The sequence below is a fragment of the Nocardiopsis terrae genome (assembly GCF_014651695.1).
GTDB classification, from domain to species: domain Bacteria; phylum Actinomycetota; class Actinomycetes; order Streptosporangiales; family Streptosporangiaceae; genus Nocardiopsis; species Nocardiopsis terrae.
This window is the reverse complement of record NZ_BMXJ01000001.1, coordinates 504,498-527,331: the sequence shown is the minus strand read 5'-3', so window position 1 is coordinate 527,331 and position 22,834 is coordinate 504,498. Positions and strand designations below refer to the sequence as shown.

Sequence of the window (22,834 nt, the reverse complement as noted above, 5' to 3'; positions counted from 1 at the left end):
ATTGCCTGGGTCGACCCCCCGTTTTCGAACCCACATGCCGAACGGGAGAACTGTGTCCAACCGGACCCGCGAATCCGACTGGCAGTTCCGTGTCATCGATGACGACGGCACGAGAATGTGCGGGGCCGCCGTTCTCGTTTCCGCCGACCACCTGCTCACCTGCGCTCACGTGGTTCAGACGGCTCTGGCGCGTACCGGCCGCGAGGCAGGTCCGGGCTCGGTGGTCCACCTGGACGCCCCCCGCGGCGACGCCCGGTGGAGAGCAACCGCCACCGTGGTCCCTGACGGATGGTGGGAGGACACGAGCCCGTGGGACGCGGCGGTGCTCCGCCTGGACCATGCCGTGACGGTCCCCCCTGCCGTCCCGGCGCCGGACGGGGACGCCCGTACCCCGGGGCGGCCGGTGCGTTTCGTCGGAGGTCCGCGTGCCGAGGCCGGTTACTGGATCACGGGAAGGCTCATCGGCACCGGCGGCACACACAACGAGTACGTGCAGATCGACACCGACTCGGCCGCGGGGATCACCGTGTCCAAGGGGTACAGCGGTAGTGGTGTGCGGGACCTGAACAGCGGTGACCTTCTGGGCATCGTCACCGAGAAGGGCTCGTCGGGCCGGGCCGGCTGGATGATCCCCCTGGACATCGTCCCCCCGGTGCCGGGGATGCCCCGGTCCGCGCGCAGGAGCACCGCCCCCCGGGCCGGAACCGGCGGCGGAGCCGCCCGGGGCCGCCGGGAGGCCGGCGTCGGTGCCCTGACGACCCTGGCCCGGGAGGTCTCCCGTCTGCGGACCCTGCTGATCCCGGACCACAGGACGGAGTTCTACCTCGCTCTGCCCTCCCCGCTGCCGGGCCGTCTCCGGGCTGACCAGGACCCCTTCGTCTTCTCCTCGAACCTGGTCACCCTCGCCCACCGGGACTACGCCTGCCTCCGCGAGGTCCTCACCCGGCTGGACGACCGGGAGCAGGGCAGCGAGGGCATGCGGCGGGTGTGGGAGGCGGCGGGACCTCTCCTCGGGACAGAGGAGACGTGAGCAACCGGGCGGAGATGCTCCTGGTCACCGCTCTCCAGAACACCCTGACCTTCAAGGAGAGCGGGCTCAGGGGGGCCCTGGCGAGGTATCTGGACGCGTGGCCGGGGCTGGGCACGGACCACGGTTCCACCGAGTACGTGCTCCAGGTCTCCCAGTTCGCGCTCGCCGAGCAGCGCGTGGCCGAGCTGATGCGCATCGTGTACTTCCTGGACCAGGGCTCGGTGTCGGCGCGAAGAGCCTGGGGCAGAGTCGAGCCGCTCATCGTCCGGGAGGAGGAGGACAGGCTCCTGTCCGGGATCGGATCCGCGCGCAGGGAGGAGGCCCGGAGGATCCTCGGCAGACTCCGCGACTGTTTCGCCCGCGGCAGGGAGGGCGCCGAGCCGACGGAACGCGAACGGGAGGCCTACCTGGAAGCGATGGGACCCCGGGCCCTCAACATGTCGGTACCCGAACCGACCTGCCTCTGGGAGTGCTTCACCGACCTGGCCGAGGCCCCCCGGTACGACGGAGCCGCGCCGCTGAGCCTGTTCGCCGAACGGTTGGAGGACGAGGGAGACCACCGGGACCGTACGGGTGTGGGGGCTCTGCGCCAGTGGATCGCGCTGCGGTCGCTCGGTGAGGGAACCGCCCCGGCCGACCCCGGGGACGGGTCGACGGAGGACGCGGACGCCGGGGAGGCGGGGGAGGACGACAGCCCTCCCGCCCGGCTCCTGGTGTGGTTCACCCTCACCGGGCCGGAGGAGCCGGAGGAGGACGGACGGGGCAGGTACGAACGGCCGGACCCCGGGGACGAGCCGCGCTTCTGGGTGAAGTCCTGGAACGTACTCAGCCCCGAGCCCGGTAGGCCTCCGCAGATCGGTCCGGCGAACATCCTCAACACCCGGGTCGTCCCCGGGAAGTTCCCCGAAACGGTGTTCCAACTGCTCCACAGGCTCAAGGGGCACCCCTGGTGCCACCACCACGACCGCATCAGGGTCGAGTTGATCGCCCCCTTCGACGTGCTCATGGGGCTGGAGGCCAGGCACTGGGAACCACCGTCGTCCCTCCTCTCCCAACGGATACGTTTGGGGATCGACGCGGAGATCATTTACCGGGTTGAGGAATTCCTCCTGCTCGGGGATGTGGAACACGATTTCGCGCGGAGGAGTATGCGGCGCCGTTGGGGGCGTATCGACCGGGAACGGGAGGCCCGCATGGTCGACCGGCAGTGTGACGAAATTCCGGAATCGGTAAGGTTCGTTGAATATGCCACCAACGAACGCGTGATCTTGTTCGCCACGGGGCACCATGAACCGGAGGACGTCTACCGGGACATCCACAGCGCGATGATGGTGGGGGTGCCCGTCATCCTCTGGCGGACCCGGCAGCGTTCATCCCGAGAGACTTTTCGTGCGGTTCTGGCTGGAAAGGAGGAGAAAGTGCGGTTGGAGGCGGTCGCATCCCTGCCCGCGCTCCTGCGTGAGTCCGGCCGGGGCACGGTCGAACCCCTGGGCGGACGCATCACCGACAGCCTTGACGTGGGCATGATCTTCCACGACCTCCTTCCCCACCCCCTGGAACCCAGCCCCCTCTCCCTCGGTGACGGACCCCTCCTCCACACCCCCCAGGCCCGGAGGCCGACCGTATGAGTGCTCCTACCGACCGCGACCCCTCAGCACCGCCTCCACCGCCGGAGTGGTGGCTCTTCCGCGGCACCGGAACCCCCCGCCCCCAACTGGACCTCGGAGCACGGCTGCGGGCCGTGCCCCCATGGCGTGTCTACGGCGGCGGCCCGCACCTGCCCCCGCCGCCCGGCGACGAGAGGGGCGACCGGCTGCTGGGCACCGGGCACCGCACCGACGACGGTTCCAGGCCGGCGGATCCCGCCCGGCTGGACCTCCTGGACAAGGTGAACGCCGCCCTGTACCTGCGCAGGCCGCTCCTGCTGTCAGGGCCCCCCGGGGTCGGCAAGTCCAGCCTGGCGCACCAGATCGCCCGGGAACTGGGCCTGGGCCGGGTGCTCGTCTGGAGCGTGAACAGCACCGCCACCGTGCGCACCGCCTGCTATGTCTACGATCCGATCAGCCGGATCCACGACATCAACCTGGACATGGGCAGGGCCGACCCCGAGGCCCCCGGCGCGGACGGACCCAGGAGCGGCGCACAGCACATCGGCCGCTATCTCACCCTGGGGCCGGTCGGTACCGCCTTCCTCCCCCAGGAACTGCCGCGCGTCCTCCTGGTCGACGACTTCGACCTGGGTGACTTCGACCTGGCCGGGGACCTGCTCGACCTCTTCGAGAACGGAGAGTTCCCCATCCCCGAGCTGGAGCGCCTGTCCGGCGTGGCCGAGACGATCGAGGTCGGCACACACGATCCGGGTCGGACCGCGCCCGTCACCCGGGGCAGGGTCGTCTGCTCGGCCTTCCCCATCGTGATTCTGACCTGCAATTCCGAGCGCGAGCTGCCCCAGGCCTTCATGCGGCGGTGTATACCGGCCCAGGTGGGGCTGCCCTCGGAGGAGGAACTGCTCCGGATGGTGGCCAGGCACTTCCGGGGGGACCCGCCGCCGGTCGCCCGTCAGCTGGTGGAGGAGTTCCTGCAACGCAGCGCCACCGGCCGGCTTTCGGTCGACCAGCTGCTGAACGCGGTCCAGCTCGTGGCCACCACGTCGCCGGGCGTGAAGAGCCTGGACAGTAAGCAGATGGACCATCTCAAGAAGGTGGTCTGGCACTACCTCACGGAACCGGCGGGATGAGTGGGGCCGGAAGTGACGAGGGCGTCGGGGGGGAAGCGGATCCGCCCCGGACGTCCCCCTCGACCGCGCCCCTGGGCCTGCCCCCGAGGGAGCTGGCCGAAGCCCTCTTCCTGGCCGCGGTACGCGCCCGGTACACGAACGACTCCACCGCTGACCGGGCGAGCGGGGAAGGGGACCCCGGCTCGCCGCTCGGAGAGGAACCGCCCTCCCGTCCGGCGGAAACCGAGGCGCCTCAGGAGCCCCGGCCGGTCGACGAACCGGAGACACCCGGATTCGGGGAGGACCCGCCGGAGCCGCCCGCCCCGGACACGGCTCCCTCCCGGAACGCGGAGGAAGCCGCCGACCCCACGGGAGCCGCACCCGCTCCGCCCACCCGGATCGAGTCCGTCCCCTCGGGGCCGCGCGGCCGGAGCGGCCTCTGGGCCGCTCTGCCCTCCCTGGACCGGGGGGCGGGGGAGGGGGCCGTCGGGCCGGCCCTCCCGGGGCAGGAGATGGTGGCCGCCATGGGGCCGTTCCACCGGCGTGATCCCCGTGGTCCGCGGGAGGAGTTGGACGCGGAGAGGACCGCGAGCGACTACGCGAGGTCCGTGCTGGGTGCGACGGCATCGCCCGGGGCGGTGCGGATGCCGCTGCTGCCGGTTCTCCGGGCCCGGCCCCGCCGTTCGGTCGGCCTCACGGTCCTCCTCGACGCCGGGGCCTCGATGCACTACTTCCAGGACGAGGTCGTCCGGTCGCTGCTCGGACTGTTGCGCGGCAGTGGTGTCTTCCGGCACGTACGCGAGCTGAGTTTCGATTCCGGGCTCGCCGGGGCCCCCGTGTTGCGGGACACCCGGGGGTACGCGCGGGACCCCTGGAGAGACGGGGATCCGGGCCCGCACGTGGTGATGGTCCTGACGGACGGGATCGGCCACGCCTGGCGCGACCACGGATTCCGCGGCTGGCTGAACGGCCGGGCGAGGCGGGCGGCGGTCTCGATCGTCCACCTGCTCGATCCCCACCTGTGGCGGCGCAGCGGTGTCCAGGCGGTACCCGCGGAGCTCACGGCACCCCTGAGCGTCGCCCCGGCGTGCCCCAACAGCCATTACCGTGCGACCAGGCGGAGACTGGGCGCTCGTCCGGGGGCCGCCCCGGCCGCCGCCTCGCGAGACCGCTCCCTGGGTACCAGCGTGCCGGTCCTGTCGTTGTCCGCGGAGCAGCTGCACGCGTGGGCTCTCTTCGTGATGGGTCGGGGCAGCGGCACCCTGCGGTCGCACGTCCTACCGGTGCCGGGCAAGGTGCCCGAGGGGCCGGCGGCGCCGGACGAGACGTCGGCGCCGGAGGGGGAGCGCGAGGAGTCGGCGCGGGCCCTCGTGCGAAGGTTCGCGCAGCAGGCGGCACCGAGTACGTTCCGGTTCGCGGTGGCCCTGGCGGCGGTCCCGATGGACCTCCGTTCGATCCGAATGCTCGGGCGGCACGTGTTGCGCCGGGCGCCCCGCTCCGAACTGAGCGAGATCTTCTTCGGCGGAGCCGACCTGGTCGAGCTCTCCGAGGGGTTGTGGAACGCTCCCGGTGACGGGCCTCCGGTGTGGGACTTTCGCCCCGGGGTACGCGGGGAACTCCTGGCGCTGGGCGGCCGGGTCTCGGAGATCAGGTCCCTGCTGCTGTCGGCTTCCGGGGAACTCTGGAACGCGGACCCCTTCTTCCCCGTGCTGGGGGCGATGCTCAGGGGAGAGGAGGACGTCAGTCCGCAGGTCGGTCGGATGTCCTATCACTGGGTGAAACAGGTCCTTCCCGCTTTGGTGAGTATTTCCCTTGATGAGAGATTTCCGGAAGTCGTCGGTGCTTACATCAATCACAATGATGAACATGGTTCACAGGGGTCACATGACGAGGGGTCCGTGAATGCCGAAGATCCTGTAGTGTTGGCCTCTTCTGGGGGTTCCTCGGGCTCTGTCCGGAGTGCCCCGAAGTATGGCGGTGGAGGCCTCGAAGGCGAAGATCGGGACCATCGTCGCCGAATTCCTGGATCTTCTGCGGGTGGAGCCTCCTTGAACCGTTTTGACGAGAATCCGGAAGTGAGTCAGCCGGCGCCCCCGGTGAGTGTGGTGTCCGTCGTCGGCGGGAGGCCCTCCGGAGCCGCATGGATCCAGGTCCCCCGGCGTGCGCCGGTCTTCGTCGGCAGAACCGAGCTTCTCCAGGACCTCCGGTCCAACATAAGAAACCGTAACCGGCAGGTCATCACTGCTCTGAACGGTATGTCCGGAGTCGGGAAATCTGAGCTCGCAAAAGAGTATATATACCTCCATTCCGAAGAATACGATCTGATCTGTTGGATTCCGTCCCGACACGAGAACCAGATCCGGCAGGCCTTCACCGAAATCGCTGCTAAGATCGGCTTGGACGTCACCCGCGCCGACAGTGGCCACGTCATTCATGGTGTGCTGGAGTCGCTGAGACAGGGCGAAGTATTCCGGAAATGGCTTTTGGTGTTTGATAACGCGGGGGATCGTGAAACTCTGGACCGGTACATTCCCGTCGCGGGAGACGGGCACGTGATCATCACTTCCCAGGACAGGAGTTGGCAGCGGGCGGGCACCGAGGCGTCCTTGGAGATCACGGAGTTCTCGCGCCAGGAGAGTGTCGAGCTCCTGCGCCGTCGGGGGCCGCGTGGCCTGACCGAGGACGAGGCCGGACGGTTGGCCGAGGAGCTCGGGAACCTGCCGCTGGCCCTGAACCAGGCCGCGGTCTGGCTGCACGAGGTGGGCATGGACGTGCCGGAGTACCTCCGCCGCCTCGCCGAGAAGTCCTCCGAGATGATCCGGCTGCTCGAACCGGTGGACCCGGACTACCCGATCCCGGTCGCCGCGGCGTGGAACGTCTCCCTGGAACAGTTGGCCGTCGACAGCCCGGGCGCCATCCGACTCCTCCAGCTCTGTTCGTTCCTGGGCACGGTGCCCATCCCCCGTTCACTGTTCAGGTTCGGCCGGGACATCGACGGCCCCGAGGAACTGCGGACCATCCTGAGCGACCCGCCCCTGCTGGGGATGGCGATCCGGGACGTCGGCCGGTACAGCCTGGCCCATGTCGACCACCAGCAGGACACCATCTCACTGCACCGGCTGGTGAAGCCGGCCGTGCAGGCGTCGATGAGCGAGCGGGAGCAGGAGCGGCTCAAACACTGCGCGCATCAGCTGCTCTCCCGCAATGATCCGCAGAACGACTCCGCCGAGGCCATGCGCACCTACGCGCGACTGCTTCCCCACGTGCTGGCCTCCGAAGCGTGGGACTGTGAGGACGCCTGGGTGCGCAGCCTGGTCATCCAGCTGTGCGAGGTCGCCCTGCTCCAGCGAAACTACGGTGACGCCCTGCGTCTGGGCAGCCGGGCGCACGAGCGGTGGGCGGACCGTCTGGGCAGCGACCACCGGGACACCCTGCGCATGGCGCTGCAGATCTCCCGGGCGGTCCGTGACGGCGGTGAGCTGGACCGGGCCCGGGAGATGTGTGAGAGCACGATGCGTGAGATCGGCTCCGTGCTGGGAGAGAACTCCCCGGAGTACCTGAAGGCGGAGCAGGAACACGCACGCAACCTGCGCATGGCCGGCCTGTTCCAGGACTCCCTGGACTTCACCACCGAGAACTTCGACCGAAGGTTCCGGCTCTTCGGTCCGGACGACCCGGAGACCCTGACGGCGGCGCACTTCCTCGCCTACGACCTGCGCCTGGTGGGCAGGATCCAGGAGGCGCTGCAGCGGTACACCGACACCTGGGAACGCAGGCAGACGGTCCTGGGGCCGGACCACTTCTCCACGATGGCCAGTATCGACGGCTACTCCGACACCCTGATGGAGTCGGGCCGCTACCGGGAGGCCCGGGACGTCCAGCAGGCGCTCGTGGACCGTGCCCGGTCCCTGTTCGGTGCCGACCACTCCGGGGTGCTGGGTCTGCAGGGCACGCTCGCCACCATGATGCGTCGGTCGGGGAACCTGGAGGAGGCGTGCGAGCTGTCCGAACACGTCCTGCGGGAGTTCCGGACGAAACTGGGTGCGGACGACGCAGGCACCCTGCGCGCGGCCCTGCACCACTCGCTGGCGCTCTGCGCGGTGGAGCGTTTCGCCGAGGCCCTGGAACTGGCCGAGGAGGCGGGGGAGAAGTACGCCAAGCTGTTCGGGGAGGAACACACGCACGTCGTGTTCGCTCAGGTGAACCGCGCGATCATCCTCCGCCGCCTGGACCGGCTGGCCGAGGCGAGGGAACTGGACGAGGGGGCGATGCGCCTGCTTGAGGAGCGTCTGGGCCCGGACCATCCCAGTGCCCTGGCCTGCGCCATCAACCTCGCCAGCGACCACTTCCAGGCAGGGGACACCACGGGGGCCCGCGAGCGTGACGAGAACAGTCTGGAGCTGTCCTCGGCGTCCCTGGGGCGGGAGCATCCGCTCACACTTCTCGCCCGCCGCAACCTGATGCTGAACCAGACCGCCGCCGATTCCGACGCGGAATCCGGCTTCGATGCCCTGGAGTCCTCCTACCGCGAGGTCATGGGGGCGGACCACCCCGCGACCACCAGCCTTCGACAGCGTTCACGGGGCGACGCCGACATCTATATCGGAGGTCTGTGAGCATCAGGCGGGGATTTCACCGTCGCGGCGAGCTTCCCGGGACCGGGGTGTGAGAACACCGTGCAGTAATTCGGCCCAGGCCGAGAGGGAGAGGTCGAGGCAGGGGCCGGAAACGTTCTCGGAGTCCCGAAGGCCCACACGCCCCTCAACTGTGAGCACGGCTTCGACACAGCCGTTTTCTATCGCGCCGCTGTAACTCGACTTGCGCCACCGGCCCTGGTCCCTGCCCAACCCTTTCACGAACACTCCTGCCAGGGTGGCCTCCGCTGGACTGCTTTACACACGAAATGTCCTCTTTTCTCCCAGGTCCATCATTGGTCGCTTCCGTTTACCGGATCATCGTGAAAGACCAGGTCTGTTCGGAACCAGTTCTCCCGTGTATTCTGATGGACCGACATCCGCCTTGTACATGCCCGCTGGCAAACCGATCATGTTGGCCAGATGTTGACAGCGGGCCGGGGAGGTTATGAAGTGGCGCGTTTAGTGCGTTTCAGGATCGACGACACCGAAGACGTCCTGGTGGAGGTCGACGAGGACGAACTGGGGACCTCCCTGGTCAGCGCGGACGGCGCGATTGTCGAAGCCACCGAGACGTTCACCGAGAAACTCTCCTCGGTACGTAAAGCGGTTTCGGTTACGCTTACCGAACTGGGGAACACCCTCCAGCCCGAGACCATCAAAGTGACCTTCGGCGTCAAACTCGCGGCCGAGGCGGGGGCCGTCATCGCGAAGTCCTCCGTCGAGGGGAATATGCAGGTGGAGATGGAGTGGAAGCGCGGTTCCCGAGGAGACGCACCGGCCTGAGGAAGGGCGCGCCCGGCGTGTGCCGCTGCCCCTCTCCTGCCCGGCCCCCGCCCCGGAGACCGAGGCCCCGACCCCCGCTGACGTGTGCTGACGACTACGGGCGCTCCGAACTCTGCCTACTATGACTAGCCATGCGTATTCTCGTGGTCGAGGACGATGACCGGGTGGCTCGCGGGCTGGTGACCGCCCTGCGTGCGGCCTCCTTCGACGTGCAGCGGGTGGCCACCGCGGAGCGGGCGCTCTCGGCGCCCCCCGCCGACGTGGTCCTGCTCGACCTCGGACTGCCCGACGCGGACGGGATCGACCTCCTGCGCAGGCTCCGGGAACGGCCGCAGACGGCGATCATCGCGGTGACCGCCCGCAGCGAGGAGCGGGACCGGGTGCGCGGGCTGCGGGCGGGCGCCGACGACTACGTGGTCAAACCCTTCGGGGTCGCGGAACTGCTCGCGAGGATCGACGCCGTGCTCCGGCGGACCCGGACGGCGCGGGCCGAACCCGAACGGGAGGACCCGCCGCTGCGGGCCGGGCGGCTCACCCTCGACCTGAACGCCCGGGAGGCGCGGGCCGGGGACGAACCCCTCCCGTTGACGCGCAAGGAGTTCGACCTGCTGCGCCTGCTGGCCGAGCGCTCCCCGCGGGTGGTGGCGCGGGACCAGATCCTCGACCAGGTGTGGGGCGCGGCCTGGGAGGCCTCCTCGCGGACCCTGGACACCCACATCGCCTCTCTGCGCGCCAAGGTCGGGCCGACGCCGCGCATCCGCACGGTGCGCGGGGTCGGCTACGTGCTCGACGAGGACTGACCCGTGCTCCGCCGACTCCTGACCATCCTGCTCCCGGTCGCCTTCGTCCTGGTCGGAGCGGTCGTCACCCCCTTGGGCGCGGTCATCGCCCAACAGCGCACCCAGGAGGTCTACGTCGACCGGCTGGGGGACGCGGGCCGGTTCGCCGCGTTGGCCAGGACCGCCCTGGAGACCGACCGGCGCAACGCCCTCACCCAGGAGATGTCCCGGTACGAACAGCTCTACGGCATCCCCGTGGTCGTGGTGGCCCCCGACGGGCGGGTGGTCGCGGGCTCCGGCGACCCCCCGCGGATGCGGGCCGTCGCCGAGGAGGCCGCCACGGGCGGCGGGATCATCGCGGCCCTGGCGGGGGAGCGCCCGGCACCGCCGGTGACCGTGTGGCCGTGGGACCCGGACCCCCTGGTGGTCGCCGAACCCATCGGCCGGGACAGCGAGGTCGCCGGGGCGGTGGTGCTGGTCGCGCCCACCGAGGAGCTGGGGGAGGCCATCCTGGGGACGTGGGGGTGGATGGCCCTGTTCAGCACCCTCCCGCTGGCCCTGCTGGTGGCGGCGTCGATGCCGCTGTCCCGGTGGGTCCTGCGGCCCGTACGCCGACTGGACGCGGCCACCACCGCGGTGACCTCGGGCGACCTGGACGTGCGGGTGGACGCCGAACGCGGACCGCCGGAGCTGCGCCGACTCACGGAGTCCTTCAACACCATGGTGGACGTGGTGCGCCGGGCCCTGGAACGGCAGCGCTCCTTCGTCTCCGAGGCCTCGCACCAGCTCCGCAACCCCCTGGCCAGTCTGCGGCTGTCGGTGGAGAACCTCGCGCCCTACCTGCGGGGGGAGGAGGCGCGCCAGGCGCACGCGGTCGCGATCGAGGAGACCACGGTCATGCACCGCATGCTGAACTCGCTCCTGGCCGCGACCCGGCTGGAGAGCGTCACCGGCACCGAGGCGGTGGAGGTCGCCGGGCTGGTCGAGACCCGGGTGGCGCGCTGGAACGCCCTGGGCCGTGCCCGGGGCATCGAGGTGAGCACGGACCTGCCCGAGCGGGTGTGGGCGCACGCCCCCGCGGGCGGTCTGGGGAGCATCCTCGACGAACTGGTCAGCAACGCGTTGCGGCTGTCCGGAGGCACCCGGATCGAGGTGCGGGCCGAGGACGGGGAACAGGTGCGGATCGGGGTGCTCGACAACGGCACGGGGCTGCCGGAGGAGGAACGCGGGGCCGCGCTGGAACGGTTCTGGCGTTCACCCGGCCACCAGAACACGGAGGGCACCGGTCTGGGGCTGGCGATCGCCGCCGACCTGGTCCGTGAGGCGGGCGGGCGGCTCACCCTCGGCGAGGGCCTCGCGGACGGGGAACGGCGCGGGTTCGGTGTGGTGATCATCCTGCCCCCAGCCGAGCCGTCGGCCGAGCCACCCGACCCGCCGGCCGCCCCGTCGGACCCATCGGCTCCGTCGGACCCGCGGGACTGACCCTCAGTCCGCGTGCGCCGGAGCGGCCGGTTCGTCCTCCGTCGGCCCCGGCCCCTCCGAGGCGGGCTTGTTCTCCCGGTACCAGCGCTCCGCCCCCGGGTGCAGGGGCGTGACACCGGTGGAGATGCCGGTGCGCACGTTGATCTGGGCCGCCTCGGGGCGCTGCTCGGCCATCCGGGCCGCACCCGTGTACACCGTGTCGGCCACCAGGTGGACGAGGTCCTCCGGCAGGTCGTCCCGGCACAGCAGCAGGTTCGGGATGGACATCGTCGGGCAGGCCGGGACACCCGTGTAGGTGGTGGCCGGGATGGTGGCCGGGAAGTACGCCTCCGGGTGGACGGCCGCCATGAGGTCGGCGGCCTCGCCCAGGTCCACCAGTCTCAGGTCGTTCTCCCCGGCGAGGTCGGTGATGGCCGGGGTGGGCAGGCCGGTCAGGGAGAACATCGCGTCGATCCCGCCCGCCGCCAACGCCGCCGCGGAGTCGGCCTGGTTGAGCCGGACCACCTCCGGGGCCACCCCGGTCACGTCGAGGAGCTGCTCGGCGGTGAACTCGGTACCGGAGTTGACCGTGCCGACCGAGACCCGCAGCCCTTCGAGGTCGGTGAGCCGCCACACCGGGGAGTCCGCGGTGACGACCAGGTGGACGAAGCTGTCGTAGAGCCTGCCCACCGCGCTGATCAGCGACCCCTCGGCGCCGAACTCCAGCACCGAGTCCAGGTTGGCCAGCCCGAGGTGGGCCCGTCCCTCCTCCAGCAGGATCAGGTTGTCGTGTGAGGCCCCGGTTTCGACGGTGACCACCTCGCTCTCGGGGAGGCGGTCGTCGAGGAGGGCGGCGACGGCTCCGCCGATCTCCCGGTAGACGGCTCCCCGGGGGCCGGTCGCGATCACGATCCGGGGCAGGTCCGGGGCGGGGTTGCGGGTGCAACCGCCCACGGCGCCGATCACGAGCGCCCCCGCGGCCCCCAGGAGGGCGGCTCGTCTGGTCGGTCCCGTGGATTCCATACCCGCAGCTTAGACAGTGTGCGGCGTGGGGTGAGCGGACCATCCCGCCTCACCCGTCGTTTCCGGACGTGCACCGTATGTCGCTCTATGTCAGAGGAATCCCAAGAATGCGGGAGTTACTTTGCACACACACCCCTGTGAACTCACCATCTGTTGGGTCAGGACGTAATTCGCAGGTAACCCAGCGGCAACGCGCGGTTCAGGCCTGCGAAGACGGGCGCGGGGGCAGGCTCCGGCGCCCAGTGAAGGAGGACCCCATGGCGACCCAGAAGGGCGTCGATACCCCCGACAAGGCGCCGGTCAAGCGCGAGGAGAAGTCCTCGCAGGGGTTGACCCGCAGCCGCGTCATCGGCCTCGTTCTCGGGCCCCTGCTCGGCCTCGCGGTCTACCTCGCGATGCCGGAGATGGCACTGCCGCTCGGTGAGGGCGAGACCGAGGCGGTCATGTCCGTCAACGGAGCGGCCGTCGCCGCCATCACGGCCTGGATCGCCGTCTGGTGGGCGACCGAGGCCCTCCCGATCCCGGTGACCTCGCTCCTGCCGCTGGTGCTCTTCCCGCTGATGGTGGAGGGGACAGCCGTCGGTGACGTGGCCACCTCCTACGGTTCGGCCACGATCTTCCTGTTCATGGGCGGCTTCATGCTCGCCCTGGCCATGCAGAAGTGGAACCTGCACAAGCGCATCGCCCTGACGATCGTCTCCAGGGTCGGCTCCAACACCGCCGGGCTCATCGGCGGCTTCATGATCGCCACCGGTTTCATCTCCATGTGGGTGTCGAACACCGCCACCGCCGTGATGATGCTCCCGGTCGGCCTCTCGGTCGTCGCGCTGATCGCCCAGTTCCGCAACGGCAGGACCGACGCGAACTTCGCCACCGCGCTGATGCTCGGCATCGCCTACGCCGCCTCCATCGGCTCGGTCTCCACCCTGATCGGCACGCCGCCCAACGTCCTGATGGTCGCCTACCTCGCCGAGAACCACGACATCCACCTCGGCTTCGGCGAGTGGATGATGGTCGGCCTGCCGCTGGCCGCCGTCTTCCTCCTGCTGGCCTGGTTCGTGCTGATCAGGGTCTTCCCGCCGCAGATCAAGAAGGTCGAGGGCGCCCAGGAGCTCATTCGCACCGAGCTCACCGAGATGGGACCGATGTCCCGCGGCGAGAAGCTGGTGCTCGCCCTCTTCGCCTTCGCGGCGTTCTCCTGGATCTTCGTCCCGATCATCGCCGACATCGGCGCCGTGGCCGAGGCCGCCCCGTGGCTGGGCAGCGTCAGTGACGCCGGTATCGCGATGACCGTCGCGGTCCTGCTCTTCCTCATCCCGGTGGACCGCCGGACCCCGCTCATGGACTGGGACACCGCGGTCAAGCTCCCCTGGGGCATCCTGCTCCTCTTCGGCGGCGGCCTCGCCGTCTCCACGCAGTTCACCGGTTCCGGGCTGAGCGCCTGGATCGGCGGCCAGGTCTCCGGGCTGGCCGGGGTGCCGACCTGGATCCTGATCACGGCGGTCGCCGCGCTGGTGCTGATCCTGACCGAGCTCACGAGCAACACCGCCACCGCCGCCACCTTCCTGCCGATCCTCGGCGGCGTCGCCGTCGGCATGCAGGTCGACGTCCTCGTCCTCATCATCCCGGCGGTCCTGGCCGCCACCATGGCGTTCATGCTTCCGGTGGCCACCCCGCCGAACGCGATCGCCTTCGGTTCGGGCTACGTGAACATCACCCAGATGCTCAAGGGCGGGCTCTGGCTCAACCTGATCGCCCTGTTCCTCACCCTCGCCACCATGTACGGCCTGGTCACCTGGGCTCTCGGGGTCTCCCTCTGACCTTCGGGCCCCACCCCCGGGGGCGGCGCCTCCTCCTCGGACGCCGCCCCGGCACTCCCACGGGCGCCCCGCCCGGATTCCGCTCCCGTCCAGCGGAACCGGGCGGGGCGCCCCCTGCCGTGTTCCGGGTCCCGTCCGGGCCACCGGTACGGCCGGGCGCGAAACACACCGAGGAACGCCGAAACACGGGGAAACCCAGGCTTCACCCGGCGACAGGCCCGGTGAAACAAGCGCTTCCTAGCGTCTGGGCCCATGGACACACCGCTGTATACGCGGCCCGACCCGGCCGGAACCGGGAACACCGCGGTCTCCCGCCGAGACCGGGTCCACGCCCTCATGCGCGAGGAGGTGCTGAGCGGCCGCGTCACGCCCTACACCCGCCTGGGCGAGGTCCGGCTCGCCGAACGCTTCGGGGTCTCCCGCACCCCCGTCCGCGAGGCCCTGGCCCGGCTCCACTCCGACGGCCTGGTCGAACGCCGCGACAACGGCTTCTACGTCACCGTCCCCGACCTCGCCGAGCTGCGCGACCTCTACGAGCTCCGGGTCACCCTCGAACTCCGCGGTATCGCCCGCGCCGTGGAGGACCGCACCATCCGGCACGACCCGCGGATCCTCAACGACGAACTGGAGCGCTGGGAGAAGCTGCGCGCCGACCCGCCCGCGCCCGACCCCTCGTTCGTCCTCCTCGACGAGGAGTTCCACGCCGCTCTGTCCCGGGCCTCCGGAAACGCCGCCCTCACCGCGTCGCTGGTCTCCGTCAACCAGCGGATCCGCCGCGTGCGCATGTACGACTTCCTCACCGAGGACCGGATCACCTCGACCATCACCGAGCACGTCCGGATCGTCGAGCACCTGCGCGCCGACGAACTCGACTCCGCCTACCGGGCCCTGCACGAACACGTGGGCGCGTCCATGGCGGTCGTGCTCGAACGGGCCCGCCGGGCCCTGACCCGGATGGCTCTGCACACCGACCGCCTCTGACCCCTTCGCCGCACCTCCCGCGCTCCCGACCGCCAGCCCCAGCCTCCGACCCGAGGGAGAGCCCCGTGTTCGACTCCGTGCTCGTCGCCAACCGCGGCGAGATCGCCTGCCGCATCATCCGTTCCGCCCGGGAGACGGGCCTGCGCACCGTCGCCGTCTACTCCGACGCCGACGCGGGCGCGCCGCACACCCGGATGGCCGACGAGGCCGTCCGCCTCGGCCCGGCACCCGCCGCCCGGAGCTACCTCGACATCGAACGCGTCCTCGCCGCGGCCGCCGCGACCGGGGCCGGCGCCGTCCACCCGGGTTACGGGTTCCTGTCCGAGAGCGCGGAGTTCGCGCACGCCGTGGAGGCCGCCGGACTCGTGTTCGTCGGACCCGAGCCCCGTCACCTGGAGGAGTTCGGCGACAAGCACACCGCCCGCAAGGCCGCGGCCGCGGCCGGCCTGCCCATGGTCGCGGGCAGCGAGATCCTCCCCGACGCCGGGCAGGCGGTGCGGGCCGCCGAGCGCATCGGCTACCCGGTGATCCTCAAGTCCACCTCGGGCGGCGGCGGGATCGGTCTGCGCCCCTGCTTCGACGAGGACTCCCTGCGCTCCGCCTTCGACCAGGTCAGCCGGATGGCGCGGACGCACTTCGGTGACGGCGGCGTGTTCGTGGAACGCTTCGTGGCCGAGGCCCGGCACATCGAGGTGCAGGTCTTCGGTGACGGCCACGGCAACGTGGTGACCCTCGGGGACCGCGACTGCTCGCTCCAGCGCCGCAACCAGAAGGTCGTGGAGGAGGCCCCCGCCCCCGACCTGCCCGACGCCCTGCGCGCCGAACTCCACCGCACCGCCCGCGAACTGTGCGCCGGGGTGTCCTACCGCAGCGCCGGGACGGTGGAGTTCGTCTACGACGTCGAACGCGGGGAGGCCTCCTTCCTGGAGGTCAACACCCGGCTCCAGGTCGAACACCCGGTCACCGAGGAGATCGCCGGGATCGACCTGGTCGCCTGGATGCTGCGCCTGGCCCGCGGCGAGGACGTGCTCTCCGACGTCCCGCCCCGGGGACCGGCCCGCACCGGCCACGCCGTCGAGGCCCGCGTGTACGCCGAGGACCCCGCCCACGACTTCCGGCCCAGTTCCGGCCTGCTCACCCGGGTGGAGGTGCCCGCCGACGTCCGGGTGGACGGCTGGGTGGAGACCGGCCAGCGGGTGACCAGCGACTACGACCCCATGCTCGCCAAGGTGATCGTGCGCGGCGAGGACCGCGCGGACGCGCTGGACCGGCTCGGCCGCGCCCTGGCCCGGGTACGGATCGACGGGGTGCAGACCAACCTGGGCCTGCTGCGCGCCCTGACCGCCCACCCGCGGGTCCGCGCGGCCACCCACACCACCGCCACCTGCGCGACCGTCGGCGACCCCGAACCGCGCATCGAGGTGGAGCGCGCGGGTACCCTCACCACCGTCCAGGACTTCCCGGGCCGCACCGGATACTGGCAGGTCGGCGTGCCCCCGTCGGGAGCCGTGGACGACCTGTCACTGCGCCTGGGCAACACCGCCCTGGGCAACCCCGAGGGGACGGCGGGCCTGGAGTGCACCATGGAGGGTCCGGCGCTGCGCTTCACCCACGCCGCGACCGTGTGCGTGACCGGCGCCCCCGCCGACGTCACCGTGGACGGCGACCCGGTGCCGCAGTGGGAACCGGTGCGGGTGCCCGCGGGCGCGCTGCTCGACGTCGGCCCCGCCACCGGACCGGGCATGCGCACCTACGTGCTGTTCCGCGGCGGCCTGGACGTCCCCGAGTACCTGGGCAGCGCCTCCACGTTCACCGCGGGGGAGTACGGCGGGCACGCGGGCCGCGCCCTGCGCCCGGGCGACGTGCTCCGCCCCGCGGCGAACGGTGCCGGTACCGGCCGACCCGCCTCCGGTTCCCCGGAGGGTACCGCGGAACCGCGCCCGGTCCCGGAGGCCGACCGCCCCGCCTTCCCCGCGTCCGGCCGGGGCGGGGCCGGGACGGGTGACGGCGTCCACTGGGACATCGAGGTCTCCGAGGGCCCGCACGCGGCACCCGAGTTCCTCACCCGCGACGGCCTCGCCGACTTCTACGCCACCGCCTGGCGGGTCCATCCGCAGTCCGCCCGCAACGGCGTCCGCCTGTCCGGCCCCAAACAGACCTGGGCCCGCCCCGACGGCGGCCAGGCCGGGCTGCACCCCTCCAACGTGCACGACACCGCCTACTCCGTCGGCGCGGTCAACCTCTCCGGCGACACCCCCGTGCTCCTGGGCCCCGACGGCCCCAGCCTCGGCGGGTTCGTCTGCCCGGTCACCGCGGTCACCGGCGCCCGGTGGAAGATCGGCCAGCTCCGCCCCGGCGACACCGTCCGGTTCCACCCGGTCACCGAGGCCGCCGCCGAACGGCTGCACACCGAACCCGCGGCCGCCGCCCTGCTGCGCGGCAGCGGATCCGACGGCGACGACGGCGTGCTGGCCCGCGTCCCCGCGGGCGAGGGCACCCCGGAGGTCACCTACCGGCGCGGCGGACACGACAACCTCCTCGTCGAGTACGGGCCGATGGTCCTGGACCTGGGCCTGCGCATGCGAGTCCACGCGCTGATGGCGGCCCTGGACCGGGCCGCACCCCGAGGCATCGTGGACACCACCCCGGGTGTGCGCTCCCTGCACCTGCACACCGACCCCGAGGTCCTGCCGCTGCGCACGCTCCTGGGCCTGCTCCAGGAGATCGAGGCGCAGCTGCCGCCGACCTCCCGGCTGCGGGTGCCCAGCCGTACCCTGCACCTGCCGATGTCCTTCGACGACCCCTCCATCCACGAGGCCATCGCCCGCTACGGGACCGGGGTGCGCGACGACGCGCCCTGGAACCCCGACAACATCGAGTTCATCCGACGCATCAACGGCCTCGACAGCGTCGACCAGGTCCGCGACATCGTCTTCGACGCCTCCTACCTCGTGCTGGGCCTGGGCGACGTGTACCTGGGCGCGCCCGCCGCCACCCCGCTGGACCCCCGGCACCGGCTGGTCACCACCAAGTACAGCCCCGCGCGCACCTGGACCCCCGAGGCCGGTGTGGGTATCGGCGGCGCCTACCTGTGCGTGTACGGGATGGAGAGCCCGGGCGGCTACCAGCTCATCGGGCGTACCGTGCCGATCTGGTCCGGCCTGCGCCAGTACGGGCGGTTCGAGCCCGGCACCCCCTGGCTGCTGCGGTTCTTCGACCGGATCACCTGGTACCCGGTCGGGCATCAGGAACTGTTGGACATCCGCGCCGACCTGCTCGCCGGACGCCACGAACCGGAGGTCGCCGAGGGCGAGTTCGTCCTCGCCGACCACGAGCGCTTCCTGGCGGAGAACGCCGACTCCATCGCGGAGTTCGAGAGCCGTCAGGCCACCGCCTTCGAGGCCGAGCGGCGGCGCTGGGAGGAGGCGGGCGAGTTCGAGGACCGGCCCGAACCCGAGCCGGTCGCGCCCGCCGGGGGACCGGACCTGCCGCCGGGCGCGTCCCTGGTGGAGGCACCGCTGTCCGCGAGTGTCTGGAAGGTGGACGTGCAACCGGGCGAGACTGTCCGGGAGGGTCAGCCCGTCGTCCGGCTGGAGGCCATGAAGCTGGAGGTGGTGGTCCGGGCGCCCGGGGACGGGACCGTCGCCGAGGTCCTCGTCAGCCCGGGCCAGCACCTGGACCCGGGGCACCCCCTGGCCGTCATCACCGAAGGAGAGACCGCCTGATGCCCGCACCCACCGAAAGGGTCCGCGCCGCCTACCGCCGGATCACCGAGGCCGACCGGCCGGAGGTCTGGATCGCGCTGCGCCCCGAACAGGAGCTGTCGGCGGAGGCCGAGGCGCTGGAGGAGCGCCTGGCCTCGGGGGAGGAGCTGCCGCTGGCGGGCACCCTGGTGGCGGTCAAGGACAACATCGACGTCGCGGGCCTGCCCACCACCGCCGGGCATCCGGGTTTCGCGTACACCCCCGAGGTGAGCGCGACCGCCGTGCGACGCCTGACGGGCGCCGGGGCGCTGGTACTCGGCAAGACCAACCTGGACCAGTTCGCCACCGGGCTCGTGGGGACCCGCAGCCCCTACGGCGCGGTCCGCAACGCCCTCGACCCCACCCGGATCTCCGGGGGGTCCAGCTCGGGCTCGGCCGTGGCGGTGGCGCTGGGAATCGCCGACGTCGCCCTGGGCACCGACACCGCCGGATCCGGCCGGGTGCCCGCCGCCCTGCACGGCCTCGTCGGCCTCAAACCCACCCTGGGCCTGGTGCCCAACACCGGGGTCGTGCCCGCCGCCGAACCGTACGACTGTGTGACCGTGTTCGCCCGGGACCTGGCCGCCGGCCAGCGGGCCCTGAAGGTGATGACCGGCCCCGACCCCCGGGACCCGGCCAGCCGTGACTGGCCCGCCGACGTGCGCCTGGCCCCCCGGAACCCGGCACGGACGGCGGTCCCGGACGCGGACGGGCTGGCCCCGCTCAGCGACGGGGAACGGGAGGCCTTCCGGACGGCGGTGGCCGCCCTGACCGGCGCGGGGGTCCAGGTCGAGGAGGTGGACATCGCCCCGCTGCTGGAGGCGGCCCGGCTGCTCTACGACGGGGCCCTGGTCGCCGAGCGGTACGCGGCGGTGGGCGCGTTCCTGGCGGAGCACCGCGACTCCCCGTACACCGACCCCACCGTCGCCGGGATCATCCTGGCCGCCGCCGAGCTGCCCGCCACCCGGCTCGCCGCCGACCAGCACCGGCTGGCCGGGTACCGGTCCCTGGCCCGGGAGCTGTTGGACGGGTTCGACGGGCTGCTGGTGCCGACTACGGTGGGCCACCCGACGCTGGCCGAGGTGGCGGCCGACCCGGTGGGTGAGAACTCGCGCCTGGGCACCTACACCAACTTCGTCAACCTGCTCGACCTGGCGGCGGTCGCCGTCCCCGCCGGAACCGCCGACGGCCACACGTTCGGGGTCACCGTGGTCGCCCCCGCCTTCGAGGACCAGGCGGCCCTGGACCTGGCCGGGCTGATCACCGGCGGGGAGCCCGTTCAGGCGCTGCCCGGCACCGGGGTGGAGCTGGCGGTGTTCGGCGCGCACCTGCGCGGACAGCCGCTCAACCACCAGCTCACCGAGCTGGGCGCCAGGTTCGTGGAGGCGACCGCGACCAGCGGGGACTACCGGATGGTGGCTCTGGCGACGACGCCGCCCAAACCCGGGCTGCTGCGGGTGAACGGCGGGGGTTCGGCACTGCGCTGCGAGGTGTGGTCGATCTCCCCGGCCGGACTGGGCACGTTCCTGGCGGCGCTTCCCGCCCCGATGTCGCTCGGCGCCGTCACCCTCGCCGACGGGCGGACCGTGGTCGGTTTCGGCTGCGAACCGGCCGCGGCCGAGGGCGCCGAGGACATCACCCGCCACGGCGGTTGGCCGGCCTACCGGGAGTCCCTGCGGGACTGACTGCGGCAGGGCGGTTCCCGACCCAGCGCTTCGCTCGGGCTGCCCGGCCTGCGCGGGGCCGGACCCGCCGCGGTGTGAGACGCCCCGGGACACGACGGAGCCCCGCCACCCGCGAAGGGGTGACGGGGCTCCGTGACTGCTACTGCCGTTGGCTAGGCCTGCGCGGCCGGACGGGGACGGCGTCCGCGGGAGGACGAGCCCCCACGGGGACCGCCGCCGCCGTAGCCGCCGCGCGAGCCGCCGTAGCCGCCGCCGCGGGAGCCGCCGTAGCCGCCGCCGCGCGGGCCGCGCTGACGGTTCTCCCGGCGGGGCTCGCTCGGCAGGGACACCGGTACACCGGTCGGGGTGCGGGCCCCGGTCACGCGGGCCAGCTCCGGGTCGTCGGCGTTCACCTGGGCGGTCTGCGCCTCGATCCGGGCGCGGTGCATCAGGCGGGTCATCTCGCGGCGCTGGTTGGGCGTCACGAGGGTGACCACGTTGCCGGACTCACCGGCGCGGGCGGTGCGGCCGCCGCGGTGCAGGTAGTCCTTGTGGTCCGTGGGCGGGTCGATGTTCACGACCAGGTCCAGACCGTCCACGTGGATGCCGCGGGCGGCGACGTTCGTGGCGATCAGCGCGGTGACCGTGCCCTCCTTGAACTGCTTGAGGGTGCGGGTGCGCTGGGGCTGGGACCGGCCGCCGTGCAGCGGAGCCGCCCGGACGCCGCTGTTCAGCAGGTGCTGGGCCATCCGGTCCACCGCGTGCTTGGTGTCCAGGAACATCAGGACCTGGCCCTCGCGCGCCGCGATGTGGGTGGCGGTGGACATCTTGTCCGCGTGCGCCACGTGCAGGACGTGGTGCTCCATCGTGGAGACGGCGCCCTCGGACGGGTCGACCGAGTGGACCACCGGGTCGTTGAGGAAGCGGCGGACCAGCTGGTCCACGTTCCGGTCCAGGGTGGCCGAGAAGAGCATGCGCTGGCCGTCGGCCGGCACCTGCTCCAGGATCGCGGTGACCTGCGGCATGAAGCCCATGTCGGTCATCTGGTCGGCCTCGTCCAGGACGACGGCCTCGACCTCGTCCAGGACGCAGTCGCCGCGCTCCATCAGGTCGCGCAGGCGGCCCGGGGTGGCCACGAGCAGCTCGACGCCCTGGCGCAGGGCGCGGGCCTGGCGGTGGATGGGCATGCCGCCCACCACGGTGGCCATGCGCACCCGCACCGAACGGGCGTAGGGGGTGAGGGAGTCGGTGACCTGCTGGGCGAGCTCGCGGGTCGGCGCGAGGACCACGGCCATGGGGCGGTGCTCGTTCGCGCTGCGGCCGTCGAGCCGGGCCAGGAGGGCCAGGCCGAAGGCGAGCGTCTTGCCCGAACCGGTCTGGCTGCGGCCCAGGACGTCGCGTCCGGCCAGCGAGTTCGGCAGGGTGGCCGCCTGGATCGCGGACGGGGTGGTCAGGCCCTGGCGGGTCAGCGTCGACTTCAGCGGCGCGGGCATCTCCAGGTTCTGGAAGTCGTCCACCGGGTCGAGCCCGGGGTTGACGGTGACGGGGAGCGCGAACTCACCGCCGGAGCGGCCGCCGCCGGAACGGCCCTGATAGCCGCCGCGGGGGCCGTCGAAGGAACGGCGGGGGCGCTGACGGTTGAAACCGCCGGGACCGCCGGAGGGACGGCCGTGACGCGTGTTGGCGCGAGGATGGTTCATGTAAGACCTTTCGCCGACGGCGCTTGCCGGGCGGGAAACCCCTGGGGGCTTCGGCCTGTGGCACCGGGTGTGCGCCGGAGGAAATGCATAGAGATCCACGGCCCGCACGGAAATCCCGGGGTCGTGGCGGTTGAACCGGTGCCAGTCGGAGAACGACGGCCAGAAATCCGGTCCTGGAAACAGTAAAACGGACAGGGGCCCTGCGCCCTGAGGGCGGGCCCCTGCCGTCTGAACAGCCTTAGGGCGTGTTCGGTCAGATCAGGGTGATGTTGTCAGCCTGGAGACCCTTGGCGCCCTGGGTGACGTCGAACTCGACGGCCTGGCCTTCCGCGAGCTCGCGGTAGCCGTTGGCCTGAATCGCCGAGTAGTGGGCGAAGACGTCAGCGCCGCCGCCGTCCTGCTCGATGAAGCCGAAGCCCTTGTCGCCGTTGAACCACTTGACTTTGCCAGTAGCCATGGATGTACCTCTCGCTCGGGAGCATGTTAAGAAAACCGCG

15 protein-coding genes are annotated in these 22,834 nt (G+C 71.5%); 11 read left to right on the top strand and 4 right to left on the bottom strand.

Annotated elements, in window-relative coordinates; all coding sequences use genetic code 11:
• Positions 1 to 52 precede the first annotated feature (52 nt).
• From IE195_RS02500 to fxsT, 4 genes are read left to right on the top strand one after another with little or no spacing between them, the layout of a single operon-like run.
• Positions 53 to 1,030: a S1 family peptidase gene (locus IE195_RS02500; RefSeq protein ID WP_229826051.1), complete on the top strand. Its 978-nt coding sequence runs from the start codon at positions 53 to 55 to the stop codon at positions 1,028 to 1,030.
• Positions 1,027 to 2,658, top strand: a complete 1,632-nt coding sequence (locus tag IE195_RS02495; protein ID WP_191267705.1) for a VMAP-C domain-containing protein — start codon at positions 1,027 to 1,029, stop codon at positions 2,656 to 2,658. The genes IE195_RS02500 and IE195_RS02495 overlap by 4 nt, the downstream gene beginning before the upstream one ends.
• Entirely contained in the window at positions 2,655 to 3,767 is a 1,113-nt protein-coding gene (locus IE195_RS26430) for an AAA family ATPase (protein ID WP_191267704.1), read from the top strand. The genes IE195_RS02495 and IE195_RS26430 overlap by 4 nt, the downstream gene beginning before the upstream one ends.
• Positions 3,764 to 8,362, top strand: a complete 4,599-nt coding sequence (gene fxsT / locus IE195_RS02485) for an FxSxx-COOH system tetratricopeptide repeat protein (RefSeq protein WP_225942572.1) — start codon at positions 3,764 to 3,766, stop codon at positions 8,360 to 8,362. Before IE195_RS26430 ends, fxsT begins: the two co-directional genes overlap by 4 nt.
• Before the next feature lie 3 nt (positions 8,363 to 8,365).
• On the opposite strand, the gene IE195_RS02480 is transcribed toward fxsT, so the two are convergent.
• Positions 8,366 to 8,602, bottom strand: a complete 237-nt coding sequence (locus IE195_RS02480; RefSeq protein WP_191267703.1) for a DUF397 domain-containing protein — start codon at positions 8,600 to 8,602, stop codon at positions 8,366 to 8,368.
• A 243-nt stretch (positions 8,603 to 8,845) separates the two neighbouring features.
• Here IE195_RS02480 and IE195_RS02475 point away from each other — a divergent pair, with 243 nt between their 5' ends.
• From IE195_RS02475 to IE195_RS02465, 3 genes are all read left to right on the top strand, one after another.
• Positions 8,846 to 9,166, top strand: a complete 321-nt coding sequence (locus tag IE195_RS02475; protein WP_229826050.1) for a CU044_2847 family protein — start codon at positions 8,846 to 8,848, stop codon at positions 9,164 to 9,166.
• 131 nt (positions 9,167 to 9,297) lie between these two features.
• On the top strand, positions 9,298 to 9,966 hold the full coding sequence (locus IE195_RS02470; protein ID WP_191267702.1) for a response regulator transcription factor: 669 nt from the start codon (positions 9,298 to 9,300) through the stop codon (positions 9,964 to 9,966).
• Between the two features lie 3 nt (positions 9,967 to 9,969).
• The gene (locus IE195_RS02465; RefSeq protein ID WP_191267701.1) at positions 9,970 to 11,427 is read left to right on the top strand and encodes a sensor histidine kinase; all 1,458 of its coding nucleotides are present in this window, start codon (positions 9,970 to 9,972) and stop codon (positions 11,425 to 11,427) included.
• Positions 11,428 to 11,430: 3 nt separating this feature from the next.
• Here IE195_RS02465 and IE195_RS02460 read toward each other — a convergent pair whose 3' ends face one another.
• On the bottom strand, positions 11,431 to 12,429 hold the full coding sequence (locus tag IE195_RS02460; RefSeq protein WP_191267700.1) for a TAXI family TRAP transporter solute-binding subunit: 999 nt from the start codon (positions 12,427 to 12,429) through the stop codon (positions 11,431 to 11,433).
• 257 nt (positions 12,430 to 12,686) lie between these two features.
• Here IE195_RS02460 and IE195_RS02455 point away from each other — a divergent pair, with 257 nt between their 5' ends.
• The 4 genes from IE195_RS02455 to atzF all read left to right on the top strand — a co-directional run bounded on the left by IE195_RS02455 (position 12,687) and on the right by atzF (position 20,658).
• Positions 12,687 to 14,249, top strand: coding sequence for an SLC13 family permease (locus tag IE195_RS02455; protein ID WP_191267699.1), 1,563 nt, complete (start codon positions 12,687 to 12,689; stop codon positions 14,247 to 14,249).
• Between the two features lie 252 nt (positions 14,250 to 14,501).
• Positions 14,502 to 15,230 (top strand): GntR family transcriptional regulator, encoded by a 729-nt coding sequence (locus IE195_RS02450; protein ID WP_191267698.1) that lies wholly within the window; start codon positions 14,502 to 14,504, stop codon positions 15,228 to 15,230.
• Between the two features lie 65 nt (positions 15,231 to 15,295).
• On the top strand, positions 15,296 to 18,955 hold the full coding sequence (gene uca / locus IE195_RS02445; protein WP_191267697.1) for an urea carboxylase: 3,660 nt from the start codon (positions 15,296 to 15,298) through the stop codon (positions 18,953 to 18,955).
• Complete coding sequence (gene atzF, locus IE195_RS02440) at positions 18,955 to 20,658, top strand: allophanate hydrolase (RefSeq protein WP_191267693.1); 1,704 nt, start codon at positions 18,955 to 18,957, stop codon at positions 20,656 to 20,658. The genes uca and atzF overlap by 1 nt, the downstream gene beginning before the upstream one ends.
• 152 nt (positions 20,659 to 20,810) lie before the next feature.
• Here atzF and IE195_RS02435 read toward each other — a convergent pair whose 3' ends face one another.
• A complete protein-coding gene (locus IE195_RS02435; RefSeq protein ID WP_191267683.1) occupies positions 20,811 to 22,337 on the bottom strand; it encodes a DEAD/DEAH box helicase in 1,527 nt (508 codons plus the stop codon).
• A 253-nt stretch (positions 22,338 to 22,590) separates the two neighbouring features.
• Positions 22,591 to 22,794 carry a cold-shock protein gene (locus IE195_RS02430; RefSeq protein WP_191267677.1) on the bottom strand — a complete coding sequence of 68 codons (204 nt, stop codon included), beginning with the start codon at positions 22,792 to 22,794 and terminating at the stop codon, positions 22,591 to 22,593.
• Positions 22,795 to 22,834: the final 40 nt, after the last annotated feature.

Coding starts and splice junctions, on each gene's coding strand:
- IE195_RS26430 (WP_191267704.1), top strand. CDS start 2,655: ATGAGTGCTCCTACCGACCGCGACCCCTCAGCACCGCCTCCACCGCCG.
- fxsT (WP_225942572.1), top strand. CDS start 3,764: ATGAGTGGGGCCGGAAGTGACGAGGGCGTCGGGGGGGAAGCGGATCCG.
- IE195_RS02470 (WP_191267702.1), top strand. CDS start 9,298: ATGCGTATTCTCGTGGTCGAGGACGATGACCGGGTGGCTCGCGGGCTG.
- IE195_RS02460 (WP_191267700.1), bottom strand. CDS start 12,429: ATGGAATCCACGGGACCGACCAGACGAGCCGCCCTCCTGGGGGCCGCG.
- IE195_RS02455 (WP_191267699.1), top strand. CDS start 12,687: ATGGCGACCCAGAAGGGCGTCGATACCCCCGACAAGGCGCCGGTCAAG.
- IE195_RS02450 (WP_191267698.1), top strand. CDS start 14,502: ATGGACACACCGCTGTATACGCGGCCCGACCCGGCCGGAACCGGGAAC.
- atzF (WP_191267693.1), top strand. CDS start 18,955: ATGCCCGCACCCACCGAAAGGGTCCGCGCCGCCTACCGCCGGATCACC.
- IE195_RS02435 (WP_191267683.1), bottom strand. CDS start 22,337: ATGAACCATCCTCGCGCCAACACGCGTCACGGCCGTCCCTCCGGCGGT.
- IE195_RS02430 (WP_191267677.1), bottom strand. CDS start 22,794: ATGGCTACTGGCAAAGTCAAGTGGTTCAACGGCGACAAGGGCTTCGGC.